Source organism: Streptomyces sp. NPDC006335 (assembly GCF_040612795.1).
Classification (GTDB): Bacteria; Actinomycetota; Actinomycetes; order Streptomycetales; family Streptomycetaceae; genus Streptomyces.
Genome location: NZ_JBEXQX010000006.1, coordinates 266,882 through 279,498 on the forward strand (window position 1 = coordinate 266,882; position 12,617 = coordinate 279,498).

The window sequence follows — 12,617 nt, forward strand, 5'->3', positions numbered from 1 at the left end:
AGCGGAAGCGGCAGTGGCAGTTCAGCAGGCGGCGGGTTCGGACCCGTACTTCCCGGACCACGGTGACGCCCGGTACCGGGTGCACCGCTACGAGCTCGCGCTGGACTACCGCCCCGCCCCGAACCGGCTGGCCGGGAGCGCCCGCGTCAACGCCATAGCGGGGCGCTCGCCGCTCGACGAGTTCATGCTCAACCTCTCGGACTTCAAGATCGGCCGGGTGCGGGTGGACGGCCGGCCGGCCCATTACACGCACCGGGGCGGGAAGCTGCGGGTCAAGCCCGCGAAGGCGGTACGGCCCGGGGCCGCGTTCACGGTCGAGGTGCACTGGTCGGGCAACCCCAAGCCGGTGCACAGCCCTTGGGGCGGGCTCGGCTGGGAGGAGCTGGAGGACGGGGCTCTGGTGGCGAGCCAGCCGATCGGGGCGCCGTCCTGGTACCCGTGCAACGACCGGCCCGCCGACAAGGCGTCCTACCAGATCTCGATCACCACGCCGTCCGCCTACGCGGTCGTGGCGGGCGGGCGGCTGCTGACCCGGACGACCAAGGCGTCCACGACGACCTGGGTGTACGAGCAGGCCGCGCCCACCTCCAGCTATCTCGTCGGGCTGTCGATCGGCAAGTACCAGACGGTGCTGCTGGGCGATCCGGGTCCCGGCGGGGTGCCCCAGCACGGGCACATCCCCGCGCATCTGCTGCCGCGGTTCTCACGGGACTTCGCGCGGCAGCCGCAGATGATGGACCTGTTCCAGGAGCTGTTCGGGCCGTATCCGTTCGACGAGTACGCCGTCCTCGTCACGGAGGAGGAGCTCGATGTGCCCGTCGAGGCCCAGGGGTTGTCGCTGTTCGGCGCCAACCACGTGGACGGGGCCCGGGGTTCGGAGCGGCTGGTCGCGCACGAGCTGGCGCACCAGTGGTTCGGCAACAGCGTGTCCATCGCCAACTGGCGGCACATCTGGCTGAACGAGGGGTTCGCCAAGTACGCCGAGTGGCTGTGGTCGGAGCGCTCCGGTGGCCGTACGGCACAGCAACTCGCCGCCGCCGCACACCGGTTGCTGTCCTCGCTGCCCCAGGACCTGCGGCTGGCCGATCCCGGCCGCAAGTCGATGTTCGACGACCGGCTCTACGAGCGCGGCGGCCTCACCGTGCACGCGATCCGCTGCGCGATGGGCGACGAGGCGTTCTTCCGGATGCTGCGCGGCTGGGCCGGGCTGCATCGGGGCGGGGCCGTGACCACGGCGACGCTGGCGGCCCATGTCAACCGCTTCGCGGAGGAGCCGCTGAACGGTCTGTTCGACGCGTGGGTGCACGGGGCTTCGCTGCCGCCGCTGCCGACGCTGGGGCCGGCGCGGCCGGCGCATCCGCCGACCAACACGGGACGGGTGCAGCCGTGAGCCGACGACGTAACCCGCGGCAGCGGCCCGGCTGCACCTGCGGTCTTCAGGAGACGTACGACAACTGCTGCGGCCGCTTCCACCGGGGCGAGGCCGCCGCGCCGACCGCCGAGGCGCTCATGCGGTCGCGGTACAGCGCCTTCGTGAAGCTGGAGCGGGACTACCTGCTGCGCACCTGGCATCCCCGGACCCGTCCCGGCGTGCTGGACCTCGACGCGGGCATGCGCTGGACCGGGCTCGAGATCCTGGACACGGCCGACGGCTCGGCCTTCCACGCCACCGGCACGGTGACGTTCCGCGCCTCGTTCAAGGGCGGCACGCTGCACGAACGCAGCCGTTTCGAGCGGGTCGGCGGGGCCTGGGTGTACGTCGACGGGGAGTTCCTCGACTGAACTACGGCGCGAGGATGTCGAGTTCCTGAAGGGCGCCCTCGGCGATCTCGCGGGTGAGCTCCTCCGCGTGGCCCGCGTCGCCCGCGCGGACGGCCTCGGCGAGCCGGACGTGGAGGGTGACGGCGGCAGGGTCGGGGTCCTCGAACATGACCTCGTGGCGGGTGCGGCCGGTGAGGACCTCGGCGACGACGTCACCGAGGCGGGCGAACATCTCGTTGCCGGAGGCGTTGAGGATCACCCGGTGGAAGGCGATGTCGTGGAAGAGGTAGCCCTCCAGCCGGTGGCCCTTGGAGTTGGCGACCATGCCGAGCGCGCACTCGGTGAGCTGGGCGCACTGTTCGGCGGTCGCGTTCTTCGCGGCGAGGCCCGCCGCCACCGGCTCGATCGCCGAGCGCAGCACGGTCAGTGAGCGCAGTTGCTGCGGACGGTCGGCGCCGGCCAGCCGCCAGCGGATGACCTGGGGGTCGTAGACGTTCCACTCGGCCTTCGGGCGCACGGTGACGCCCACGCGGCGGCGGGACTCGACGAGGTGCATGGACTCCAGGACCCGGACCGCCTCGCGCATCACCGAGCGTGAGACGTCGAAACGCTGGGCGAGCTCGTCGGTGCGCAGAACACTGCCCGGAGGGTACTCGCCCGCGGTGATCGCGGGTCCGAGGGCGTCCAGTACGCGTCCGTGCAGCCCCCGGCCCAATGTGCTCATGCACTCAGAGTACGGGGCGTGTCACACCCAGAAAAAGTCAGACTTATTTGTCCCTGGGTCTTGAATAGTCCTACCTAATCGGTTTCAGTTGCTCGACATCGAAGGTGTCGACGAGGACAGCAGACAGTGAGGCAGCGATGAGTACCCCGAAGGTCGTCGTGGTCATGGGCGTCGCGGGCACCGGGAAGACCACCATCGGTCCCCTGCTCGCGGCCCGGCTCGGCGTTCCGTACGCCGAGGGCGACGACTTCCACCCGCCGACCAACATCGCCAAGATGTCGGCCGGCACCCCGCTCACCGACGACGACCGGTGGCCGTGGCTGGACGCCATCGGCTCCTGGGCGCACGGGCGGGCGGGGCTCGGCGGGGTCGTCAGCTGCTCGGCGCTGAAGCGGTCGTACCGCGACCGGCTGCGGGCCGAGGCGCCCGGGGTCGTCTTCGTGCACCTGGCGGGCGACCGCTCCCTCATCGAGGACCGGATGTCGCACCGGCAGGGGCACTTCATGCCCACCGCGTTGCTGGACTCGCAGTTCGCCACGCTCCAGCCCCTCCAGGAGGACGAGGCCGGTGTCGTGGTGGACGTCTCCGGCAGCCCGGAGGAGATCACCGGGCGGGCCGCCAAGGCGCTCGCCGAACTGCCGTAACCCCCCTTTCCGAAGAACGTCCCCGTACTGCAAGGAACCCCCGTGACCAGACTCAGCGTCGAGATGCTGGCAGCGGACGCACCCGAGCCGATCACCTCGGCCGGTCACGCTCAGCTGGGCATCGCCGTCCTGGCGGGCATCGCCGTCATCGTTGTACTCATCACCAAGTTCAAGCTCCACGCGTTCCTGTCGCTGACCCTGGGCACGCTCGTGCTCGGCGCGGTCGCCGGGGCGCCGCTCGACAAGGCCATCGCCAGCTTCACCACCGGGCTCGGCACCACGGTCGCCGGCGTCGGCGTACTGATCGCCCTCGGCGCGATCCTCGGCAAGATGCTCGCCGACTCGGGCGGGGCCGACCAGATCGTCGACACGATCCTCGCCAAGGCGGGCGGCCGTTCGATGCCGTGGGCGATGGTCCTGATCGCCTCCGTCATCGGGCTGCCGCTGTTCTTCGAGGTCGGTGTCGTGCTGCTGATCCCGGTCGTGCTGATGGTCGCCAAGCGCGGCAACTACTCCCTGATGCGCATCGGCATCCCGGCCCTCGCGGGCCTGTCCGTGATGCACGGCCTGGTCCCGCCGCACCCCGGCCCGCTGGTGGCGATCGACGCGGTGCAGGCCAACCTCGGTGTCACCCTCGCGCTCGGCGTGCTGGTCGCCATCCCGACGGTGATCGTCGCCGGCCCGCTGTTCTCGAAGGTCGCGGCCCGCTGGGTGGACGTCCCCGCGCCCGACCGGATGATCCCCCAGCGCGCCTCGGAGGACCTGGAGAAGCGCCCGGGCTTCGGCCCCACGCTCGCCACGATCCTCCTCCCGGTCGTCCTGATGCTCTCCAAGGCGCTGGTCGACATCGTGATCGACGACCCCGAGAACCTCACCCAGCGCGTCTTCGACGTCATCGGCTCCCCGATGATCGCCCTGCTGGCCGCGGTGCTCGTGGGCATCTTCACGCTGCTGCGCCCGGCCGGCTTCGGCAAGGAGCGGCTCTCCCCGCTCGTCGAGAAGGGCCTCGCGCCCATCGCCGGCATCCTGTTGATCGTCGGCGCGGGCGGCGGCTTCAAGCAGACCCTGATCGACTCCGGTGTGGGTCAGATGGTCCTGGACATATCCAAGGACTGGTCGATCCCGGCCCTCCTGCTGGCCTGGCTGATCGCGGTGGCGATCCGGCTCGCGACCGGCTCGGCCACGGTGGCCACCATCTCCGCGGCCGGTCTGGTCGCCCCGCTCGCGGAAGGCATGTCGACCGGGGAGACGGCCCTGCTGGTCCTCGCCATCGGCGCCGGCTCGCTCTTCTTCAGCCATGTCAACGACGCCGGCTTCTGGCTGGTCAAGGAGTACTTCGGCCTGGACGTCGGCCAGACGATCAAGACCTGGTCGATCATGGAGACGATCATCTCGGTGGTCGCGGGCGGTCTGGTACTGCTGTTGTCGTTGGTCATCTAGACGTACGACCACGAGGGCACCCGAGCGGGCGAGGCACGGTCTTCCGGCCTCGCCCGTCGCCGTTGCCGGCCTGGGGAACCGGCACCGAGGTGCCCTAGAGTCCCCGCATGCGGCGAAGGACGGGACTGGTGATCGCCGGGGCTGCCGCCCTGGTCTGGGGCGAGTGGCTGAACCGGCGCTGGTCCCGGGGACTCGTGGGTGACGGCGGGGGCGCCTCCTCGGCCGTGGTGGTCCTGGGGTACCGCAACCCCGGGGACACGGCGAACCTGATCAACCGGTGGCGGGTCCGTGCCGGAATCCGCTCCGTGACCGCCGACGGTACGCACGGTGCCTGCCTGATCCTCAGCGGCGGTGCGACCGGCAGCGGCGCGACGGAGGCCCGTCTGATGGCCGATTACGCGACGTCGGTACTCGGGTTCGAGGGCCCGGTGCTCCTGGAGGACCGGTCCACGACGACGTGGGAGAACATCACGAACGTGATCCCGCTGCTCGAGGGCGTGGACCGCATCAAGATCGTCTCCCAGCCGGCTCACGCCCTCAAGGCCCGCGCCTACCTGCGGCGGCAGCGGCCGGACCTGGCGCAGCGGCTGGTGCGCGCGGACGACTACCGCCCCGGCGAATGGATCGGCGTCAAACCGCTGCTGGCGCTGTACGGCCTGTGGACACTGCGCGGCCTCCGGGGCGACGAACGGAAGACCGCGCGGGGTCGAACGGCTGACGTGTGACGCCTGACGTCACGCTACGGCCGCCACAGCGGATGCTCCCGCTCCGCCCACTCCCGGCTCACCGATCCCGTCCGCAGCCCCCGCCGGGCCTCCGGGTCGCCGAGGGCCATGCCGATGTGGCCCGCGAGGACGATGCCGATGGTGAGGGCGAGCCAGTCGTGGACGAAGGTCGCGCTGGTGCGCCACTGGATGGGGGTGAGGTGGGTGAACCACATCAGGAGGCCGGTGCCGAGCATCACCAGGGTCGCGCCGGCGATCCAGGCGGCGTAGACCTTCTGGCCCGCGTTGAACTTGCCGGCGGGGCGGGAGGCCCGGCGTTTGTCGCGGCGCAGGGCGGCGCGCAGCCAGACGCGGTCGTGCGGGCCGAAGCGGTTGAGGAAGCCCAGGTCGGCGCGGAAGGCGCGGGAGGCCAGGCCCAGGAGGGCCGGGAGCGGCAACGCCAGGCCCGCCCACTCGTGGACGCGGACCACCAGCTCGCGGCGGCCGACGAGTTCGGCGAACTGGGGGACGTACAGACAGGCGGCCGTGGCCACGCAGACGCCCATCAGGGCGGCCGTCGTGCGGTGCACCCACTTCTGGGAGCGGCCGAAGCGCCGGATCCGTGCCTGGGGCGGGGCGTCAAGTCGTAGGTTCATCGTCCCGCCCGTTCGAGCGGCCGACCCAGGCGTCCACGTCGTAGCCCCGGTCCTCCCAGTAGCCCGGCTCCACGTCCTCGGTGACGGTGATGCCGGACAGCCACTTGGCCGATTTGTAGAAGTACATGGGGGCCACGTAGAGACGGACCGGGCCGCCGTGCGAGTGGCCGATGTCCTTGTCCTGCATGCGCAGGGCGACCAGGACGTCCGGGCGGCGGGCCTGGTCGAGGGTGAGGCTCTCGGAGTACGCCCCGTCGAAGCAGGTGAAGCGGACGGCGCCCGCCTTCGCGGTCACTCCGGCGGCGTCCAGCAGCGCGGACAGCCGTACGCCTTCGAAGGGCGTGTCGGGGACCCGCCAGCCGGTCACGCACTGGACGTCCTTGACCAGCCGGGTCTGGGGCAGCGCCCGCAGGTCGGCCAGGGTGTAGGTGCGGGGGCGGGAGACCAGGCCGTCGATCGTGAGGCGGTAGTTCCCGGCGTCCTTGTGCGGCACCGACGACGTCACGGAGTAGTAGCGGAAGCCGCCGCCGTTGGGGAGCAGGCCGGTCAGACCTGTGGGGTCCTTGTCGGCGGCGCCGCCGAGGAAGGCCTCCAGGCCGCGTTGCAGGGTGGGCGCGGCGACCACGCCGAGAGCGCCCAGGCCGAGGGTGCCGAGGAGGACCCGGCGGCCGATCGGGGCGCCCTGTCCTTCCTCGGGTTGTCCGGTGTTCACCTAGCCATTCGAACACCCGCGACCCCGGCGGGGCCAGGAATCGCGGGCGCTCGTCAGACTTCCGTAATCAGTTCTCACCCGGATCTCGCCGGACATCCGGTGCCCCGAGGGCTACGGCGCCTCCCCTGCCGCCTTCTCCAGCTGGAACGCCTCGTTGCCGAGCCCGATCCGGGCGTGCGCCTCGGGGCTGCGGGCCTTCAGGAGCAGGCCCTGCGCCAGGCCCACCAGCACGGCGAGCCCGATGATGCCGGGCAGCGCCCAGCTCAGCGCGGAGTCCGGGCCGGCGCCGACCAGGACGTCGAAGTCCTTCACCGTGTAGACGGCGATCACCAGCAGGGCGATCCCCGCGAGGGCCGAGGTGGCGAGACGCCAGGCCTGGGCGCCCGCCGCGCCGCGCCGGACGAAGAAGACGACGACGGACGCGGACGCCGCCGCCATCAGCACGATCACACCCAGGGAGCCGATGTTGCCGAACCAGGTGAACAGGTGCAGGACCGGCACGGTCGGGTCGCCGGTGGGCTTGTCGTCGGCGACGGCGAAGACGGCCACGACCACCACCGACACGGCGGTCTGGAGCAGCGAGCCGGTGCCGGGCGCGCCGCTCGCGCTGTTCGTGCGGCCGAAGGCGGCGGGCAGCAGGCTCTCACGGCCCATGGCGAAGGCGTAGCGGGCGACGACGTTGTGGAAGCTGAGCATGGCCGCGAACATGCCGGTCACGAACAGGACGTGCAGCACGTCGGTGAAGGTGCCGCCGAGGCGGGACTCGGTGAGCCCGAAGAGCAGTCCGGCGCTCTGCTTCTGGGACTCGCCGACGATCGCCGAGGGGCCGGTGGCGACGGTCAGGGCCCAACTGCTGAGCGCGAAGAAGACGGCTACGCCGCCGACGGCCAGGAACATCACGCGCGGCACCAGGATGTGCGGGCGGCTGGTCTCCTCGGCGTACACGGGAGCCTGCTCGAAGCCGAGGAAGGCGGCGATGCAGAAGCACAGGGCGGTGCCGACGCCCGCGCCGCTGAGGGTGTCCGGGTTGAAGGCGTGCAGGGACAGGCCCTGGGCCGCCGGGTCGGCGACGGCGGCGATGTCGAAGATGACGACCAGGGCGACCTCGATGATCAGCAGGACGCCGAGCACGCGCGCGTTGACGTCGATCTTCAGCCAGCCGAGCGCGCCGACGACCAGGGCGGCCACCAGCGCCGGTATCCACCAGGCCACCGACAGGTCGGTGTAGGTGGCGAACAGGCCGGAGACCTCGAAGCCGAAGATGCCGTAGATGCCGACCTGGAGCGCGTTGTAGGCGACCAGGGCGACCATGGCCGCGCTCGCCCCGGCCGTGCCGCCGAGACCGCGGGAGATGTAGGCGTAGAAGGCGCCCGCGTTGTGGACGTGCCGGCTCATCTCGGCGTATCCGACGCTGAACAGGACGAGGACCACGCCGAGGACGACGTAGAGGAGGGGCTGGCCGACGATCCCCATCACCGCGAATGTGGTGGGCATGACACCCGCGACGACCATGAGGGGGGCGGTCGCCGCGAGGACGGAGAGCAGCAGGCCCCCGGTGCCGAGGCGGCCGGCCCGCAGCGCGCGGTCCTCCCCCTTGAACGTGCTGATGCCTGGTCTGCTCTTGCTGGAACTCTCGGTGGCCATGGGACCGTCCTTCTGGGGTTCGGGGGTGCTACACCGTGCCGAGCGCGCTGTCGCGGGCGGCACGGAAGGCGGAGTACGGCTCGCGGTCCGGATAGGACCAGGGGGCCGGGGTGGGGCGTTCGCCGATGCGGTGGAAGAGGGCGGCGGCCTCGGCGCCACGGCCCTCGCAGACCTTCGCGTGGGCGAGGAAGTTGAGGTCGACCAGACGGCGGGGGTGGCCCTCGTGCTCCCACTCCAGCCACCAGTCGAAGGCCGCCTTCATCACCTGCCGAGCCCGGCGTCCGCTCCAGTGGGCGGAGGCGGCGGGGTCGCGCGGCTCGTGTCCCGCGGCGGCCAGCGCGCGGTAGCGCTCGGCGTGCGCGATGACCGGCAGGATCGCCAGCGGAGAGTCGGCGGGTGCCTGCTCGGCGGCCCAGTTGGCGAAGTCGTACACCTCGTGCAGCGGGTCCGGGCCGGTCTCGGCACGGCGCTCGGCGAGCCGGGCGACCATCAGATGGTGGGCGTGGTGGTGGTCGGCGTGCCGCTGCCGGATCTCGCCGAAGACGTCGGCGACCTCGTCGGCCGCCCCGAGGTCGCGCTCCAGCAGGAGCAGGCCGAGCCAGGGGGTGGGGTCGGCGGGCGCCAGGCGGGCCGCGGTACGGCAGGCCTCGCGGGCCGCGGTGGGCTTCCCCTTGCCCCGCTGGACGCGCTGCACCAGGGCGAGGGCGAGCAGCACGGCCGCGTCGGCGGAGTCCGGCTCGGCCACCAGCCAGTCCCTGGCCCAGGCGTCGCTGTACGGCTCGGCCGCGAGCACCGTGACCCGGTGGCCGCGCCGGTCCCAGTCGTCCCCCGTCCGGGTGAGCAGCGCCCTGGCCGCCTGCCATCTGCCCTGCGCCAACGCGGCGCGCGCGTCGATGAGTTCGGCGTCGTCGAGGGCCGCGTCGAAGGCCTGGGAGGCGCGTTTCCGGCTGCGGCCGAAGGGGGGTGGGGGCGGGGACACCGTGTGGGTTTTCCTCACGGAACATGGGGCGTGGCGGGTGGCGGTCTGGGGGGGCGGGAGGGGCGGGAGGGGCGGTCTGTACAGAGGTGGGTGGAGCGGGTGGAGGGGAAGGCCGTGCTGGTGGGGCGCAGGGGGTGCCTGGCGGTGGCGGGCAGGCCGACCGTCGGTGCGGGCAGGTCGGGGGGACGATTCGCACCGCCATCGACTGATCACGGACAGCCAACCCCCCGCCAATGGTTTGCGTCAAGGGCCGAAGGCGCGTTACACGCGTCAACTCTCCATACGTGAGAGGAAGTTGTGACGACACGGTGCTGGTGGGAACGGGTCAAGGCCCCGTTTCTGTGGCGTACGCCATGGCGCCGCCCTCCGGCGCACCGCACCATGGCGGGACACCCGTCGCCGAGAAGGATCCGGCGGCCGAGTCGACGGCCCGATTCCGGGTACTCCCAGGGCAAGCCGGACACTGGGACGCTACAGTCGGCGCCTACCCCCCGCCGCCCGGCCGGACGATCGAGGTACCCGCGTGTCGGTTCTGGTTCTGATTCTCGCCGTGAGTGCTGCCTGTTGCCTGGGCTTCGGCTTCGTGCTCCAGCAGAACGCGGCCCGCCAGGCCCCACTGAGCGACTTCCTCTCGCCCCGGCTCCTGCTCGACCTGGTGAAGGTGCCCCGCTGGCTCGGCGGCATCGCCCTGATGGTCGTCGGCATGGCCCTCGGCGCGATCGCGCTGGGCCAGGGCGAGGTCTCCCTGGTCGAACCCCTCCTCGCCACGAACCTCCTCTTCGCCCTGGCCCTGTCCCGCAGACAGACCAAGCAGCCGCTGGGCCGCCAGGGCTGGGCGGGCCTCCTGCTGCTGGCGGGCGGGGTGACCGCGTTCATCGTGGCGGGCGAACCCCGCGGCGGTACGGCGGTCACCGACCCCTTCCGCCACTGGCTGATCATCGGCGCCATGATCGGCCTCGCCCTGCTGCTCACCACCTACGCCAAACGCTCCCGCCTGAGCGCGGGCCCGGTCCTGCTGGCCCTGGCGGCGGGATTGCTCTACGGCGTCCAGGACGCCCTCACCCGGGTCAGCGGCCAGCGCTTCTCCGCGGGCGGCCTCGCCGAACTGCTGACCGGCTGGCAGCCGTACGCCGTGCTGGCCCTCGGCGTCACCGGGCTCGTCCTGGTGCAGAGCGCCTTCGAGACCGCGCCGCTGCGGATGTCGCTGCCCGCCCTGACCGCGGCCCAGCCGATCGCCGGGATCGTGTGCGGGGTGGGCTTCCTGGGCGACCGGCTGCGCACCGACACCGGCGCGCTGACCTGGGAGGCGCTGGGGCTCGCGGCCGTCGTCACGGGCATCGTGCTGCTGGGGATGCACCCCGCGATGCCCCGCGGAGCGGCCCGATCGGAACCGGCGCGCGACCTTCAGCCGAGCTGAGAGGACGGTCTGCGGGACGCGGGCTCTGGGGTTCGGCGGGGCTCCTGGCGGGGTTCGGGTCGTCTTACGGGGGCGATATGAGGACCGCGTCCCTCGTCAGGTCATGGACGAAGTGAGGGCAGGTTCTCTTGCCGATACAAGTGCGCGCGTCCACACCGACGCCCCCTGCTTGGATGGACGGCATGAGCTCCGCTGATGAGATCCTCGACATCGTCGACGAGCACGACCGTGTAGTCGCACAGTCGCCCCGCGGCCAGGCGTACGCCGAAGGCCTGCGCCACCGCTGTGTCTTCATCCAGGCCAGGGATGCCCAGGGCCGCCTCTTCGTGCACCGCCGGACCCCCACCAAGCTGATCTTCCCGTCCCTCTACGACATGTTCGTCGGCGGAGTGGTCGGCGCGGGCGAGTCCTACGACGACGCGGCCCTGCGCGAGGCCGAGGAGGAACTGGGGGTGCGGGGCCTGCCCCGCCCGGAGTTCCTCTTCAAGTTCCTGTACGACGACGGCGCGGGCCGGACCTGGTGGTCCGCGGTCTACGAGGTCCGCTGCGAGCTCCCCGTCAGCCCCCAGGTCGAGGAGGTCGCCTGGCACGACTTCCTGTCGGACGAAGAGGTGGAGCTGCGGCTGCGCGACTGGGAGTGGGTGCCGGACGGACTCGCCGCCTACGAGCGGCTCAAGGCGTACCGGTCGATGGGCTGAGCGGGCCCGGCCGATAGGCTCGTGCGCGTGATCGATTTCGCACGGAACGTCCGCGTCTGGTTCGCCCCCGAGGAGGTCCGGCAGGAGGGCCGCACCCCCGACTACCGGTTCTCGCTGGCCAACGAACGCACCTTTCTGGCCTGGCTGCGCACCGCCCTCGCGCTGATCGGCGGCGGCTTCGCCGTGGACCAGTTCCTGCCGGATCTGCGCTGGGGCTGGCGGGTCGGCCTCGCGCTCGCGCTGCTCGCGGCGGGCGTGCTGTGCTCGCTGCGGGCGGTCAACCACTGGGTGCGGTGCGAGCGGGCGATGCGGCGGGGCGAGGATCTGCCGGTGTCGCGGTTCCCGGCATTGCTGAGCCTGGTGGTCGCGGTGGTGGCCGTCGCCATGGTCCTCGTCGTGCTCGTCGGGTGGGAGGGATGAGCGAGGGCGCCGCCGCCGAGCGCGACCCGGGACTCCAGCCCGAACGCACCCGGCTCGCCTGGCGCCGTACGACCCTGTCGGGCACCGTCTCCGCCGTACTCGCCGTGAAGACGGCCCTGCACGGCGGCCCGTCCCCCACGACCCTGGTCGCCTGCGCCCTGTGCTGCGCGCTGTGGCTCGGCTTCCTGTACCTCGCCCACCGCCGCATCCACACCCTGACCTCGTCGGACACTCCGGGGGCCCTCACCCCGCGGACCGCCGCGGCAGCAGTCCTGTGCACCGTGGCGATGGCGGTCTGCGGGGCGGCGCTGGTGTTCTGAACGGCTCGGCGCCCGACCCCACGGTCCCGTCCGTGCCCGGCCTCGCCTCTCCGGGGTACTCGTACGCCACGCAGGCCTGAATATCCGCATACGCACCCTTCGCGTGGCAGCCTGTCCGACGTCATCACCCCTCGCTTCGAAGGTGAGCACCATGACCACCCTCCACCACGAACACGCCTCCCACGCCCACACGCACGGCCCGGACTGCGGACACACCGAGGTGCCGCACGAGGACCACGTCGACTACGCGCACGACGGGCATCTGCACCGCGAGCACGAGGGGCACTGGGACGAGTGCGAGCCCGGCGGGCACGTCTCGCACGAGGGGCACGACCACCGGCACGGCCAGGACTGCGGACACGAGAGCGTGCTGCACGGCGACCACGTCGACTACCTCCACGACGGCCACCGGCACGCCAGCCACGAGGGCCACTGGGACGACCACTGACCTGACGTAAAGCCCCCACCCAGAAGCACTCAGAGACACCGAGAAGCACC

At 71.8% G+C, this 12,617-nt stretch carries 15 protein-coding genes; 10 read left to right on the plus strand and 5 right to left on the minus strand.

All coding sequences use genetic code 11. The features are described 5' to 3' along the window. Positions 1–13: 13 nt before the first annotated feature. On the plus strand, positions 14–1,390 hold the full coding sequence (locus ABZ098_RS19840; RefSeq protein ID WP_356592799.1) for a M1 family metallopeptidase: 1,377 nt from the start codon (positions 14–16) through the stop codon (positions 1,388–1,390). Then, entirely contained in the window at positions 1,387–1,782 is a 396-nt protein-coding gene (locus tag ABZ098_RS19845) for a YchJ family metal-binding protein (RefSeq protein WP_356592801.1), read from the plus strand. The genes ABZ098_RS19840 and ABZ098_RS19845 overlap by 4 nt, the downstream gene beginning before the upstream one ends. Position 1,783: 1 nt before the next feature. On the opposite strand, the gene ABZ098_RS19850 is transcribed toward ABZ098_RS19845, so the two are convergent. Beyond that, positions 1,784–2,485, minus strand: coding sequence for a FadR/GntR family transcriptional regulator (locus ABZ098_RS19850; protein ID WP_356592803.1), 702 nt, complete (start codon positions 2,483–2,485; stop codon positions 1,784–1,786). 137 nt (positions 2,486–2,622) lie between these two features. Here ABZ098_RS19850 and ABZ098_RS19855 point away from each other — a divergent pair, with 137 nt between their 5' ends. The 3 genes from ABZ098_RS19855 to ABZ098_RS19865 all read left to right on the plus strand — a co-directional run bounded on the left by ABZ098_RS19855 (position 2,623) and on the right by ABZ098_RS19865 (position 5,294). Next, positions 2,623–3,129 carry a gluconokinase gene (locus tag ABZ098_RS19855; protein ID WP_356592805.1) on the plus strand — a complete coding sequence of 169 codons (507 nt, stop codon included), beginning with the start codon at positions 2,623–2,625 and terminating at the stop codon, positions 3,127–3,129. Between the two features lie 42 nt (positions 3,130–3,171). Then, on the plus strand, positions 3,172–4,569 hold the full coding sequence (locus tag ABZ098_RS19860; RefSeq protein WP_356592807.1) for a gluconate:H+ symporter: 1,398 nt from the start codon (positions 3,172–3,174) through the stop codon (positions 4,567–4,569). A gap of 107 nt (positions 4,570–4,676) precedes the next feature. Next, the gene (locus tag ABZ098_RS19865) at positions 4,677–5,294 is read left to right on the plus strand and encodes a YdcF family protein (protein ID WP_356592809.1); all 618 of its coding nucleotides are present in this window, start codon (positions 4,677–4,679) and stop codon (positions 5,292–5,294) included. A gap of 14 nt (positions 5,295–5,308) precedes the next feature. On the opposite strand, the gene ABZ098_RS19870 is transcribed toward ABZ098_RS19865, so the two are convergent. From ABZ098_RS19870 to ABZ098_RS19885, 4 genes are all read right to left on the minus strand, one after another. Continuing rightward, positions 5,309–5,929 (minus strand): cytochrome b/b6 domain-containing protein, encoded by a 621-nt coding sequence (locus tag ABZ098_RS19870; RefSeq protein ID WP_356592811.1) that lies wholly within the window; start codon positions 5,927–5,929, stop codon positions 5,309–5,311. Continuing rightward, positions 5,913–6,641, minus strand: coding sequence for a molybdopterin-dependent oxidoreductase (locus ABZ098_RS19875; RefSeq protein WP_356592813.1), 729 nt, complete (start codon positions 6,639–6,641; stop codon positions 5,913–5,915). Before ABZ098_RS19875 ends, ABZ098_RS19870 begins: the two co-directional genes overlap by 17 nt. Positions 6,642–6,752: 111 nt before the next feature. Next, positions 6,753–8,285, minus strand: coding sequence for an APC family permease (locus ABZ098_RS19880; protein WP_356592815.1), 1,533 nt, complete (start codon positions 8,283–8,285; stop codon positions 6,753–6,755). 28 nt (positions 8,286–8,313) lie between these two features. After that, on the minus strand, positions 8,314–9,264 hold the full coding sequence (locus ABZ098_RS19885) for a hypothetical protein (RefSeq protein ID WP_356592817.1): 951 nt from the start codon (positions 9,262–9,264) through the stop codon (positions 8,314–8,316). Between the two features lie 523 nt (positions 9,265–9,787). On the opposite strand from ABZ098_RS19885, the gene ABZ098_RS19890 reads away from it, so the two are divergent. The 5 genes from ABZ098_RS19890 (at position 9,788) to ABZ098_RS19910 (ending at position 12,567) form a co-directional block, all read left to right on the plus strand. Beyond that, a complete protein-coding gene (locus tag ABZ098_RS19890; RefSeq protein WP_356592819.1) occupies positions 9,788–10,681 on the plus strand; it encodes a DMT family transporter in 894 nt (297 codons plus the stop codon). 182 nt (positions 10,682–10,863) lie between these two features. Further along, the gene (locus ABZ098_RS19895) at positions 10,864–11,379 is read left to right on the plus strand and encodes an NUDIX domain-containing protein (protein WP_356592821.1); all 516 of its coding nucleotides are present in this window, start codon (positions 10,864–10,866) and stop codon (positions 11,377–11,379) included. A 27-nt stretch (positions 11,380–11,406) separates the two neighbouring features. Then, a complete protein-coding gene (locus ABZ098_RS19900; protein WP_356592823.1) occupies positions 11,407–11,799 on the plus strand; it encodes a DUF202 domain-containing protein in 393 nt (130 codons plus the stop codon). Beyond that, on the plus strand, positions 11,796–12,119 hold the full coding sequence (locus ABZ098_RS19905) for a DUF202 domain-containing protein (protein ID WP_356592825.1): 324 nt from the start codon (positions 11,796–11,798) through the stop codon (positions 12,117–12,119). Before ABZ098_RS19900 ends, ABZ098_RS19905 begins: the two co-directional genes overlap by 4 nt. Before the next feature lie 151 nt (positions 12,120–12,270). Then, the gene (locus tag ABZ098_RS19910) at positions 12,271–12,567 is read left to right on the plus strand and encodes a hypothetical protein (protein WP_356592827.1); all 297 of its coding nucleotides are present in this window, start codon (positions 12,271–12,273) and stop codon (positions 12,565–12,567) included. Positions 12,568–12,617: the final 50 nt, after the last annotated feature.

Excerpts from the sequence above, each read along its gene's own strand:
- ABZ098_RS19895 (WP_356592821.1), top strand. The coding sequence starts at position 10,864 with ATGAGCTCCGCTGATGAGATCCTCGACATCGTCGACGAGCACGACCGT.
- ABZ098_RS19855 (WP_356592805.1), top strand. The coding sequence starts at position 2,623 with ATGAGTACCCCGAAGGTCGTCGTGGTCATGGGCGTCGCGGGCACCGGG.
- ABZ098_RS19865 (WP_356592809.1), top strand. The coding sequence starts at position 4,677 with ATGCGGCGAAGGACGGGACTGGTGATCGCCGGGGCTGCCGCCCTGGTC.
- ABZ098_RS19905 (WP_356592825.1), top strand. The coding sequence starts at position 11,796 with ATGAGCGAGGGCGCCGCCGCCGAGCGCGACCCGGGACTCCAGCCCGAA.
- ABZ098_RS19870 (WP_356592811.1), bottom strand. The coding sequence starts at position 5,929 with ATGAACCTACGACTTGACGCCCCGCCCCAGGCACGGATCCGGCGCTTC.
- ABZ098_RS19910 (WP_356592827.1), top strand. The coding sequence starts at position 12,271 with ATGACCACCCTCCACCACGAACACGCCTCCCACGCCCACACGCACGGC.
- ABZ098_RS19850 (WP_356592803.1), bottom strand. The coding sequence starts at position 2,485 with ATGAGCACATTGGGCCGGGGGCTGCACGGACGCGTACTGGACGCCCTC.
- ABZ098_RS19880 (WP_356592815.1), bottom strand. The coding sequence starts at position 8,285 with ATGGCCACCGAGAGTTCCAGCAAGAGCAGACCAGGCATCAGCACGTTC.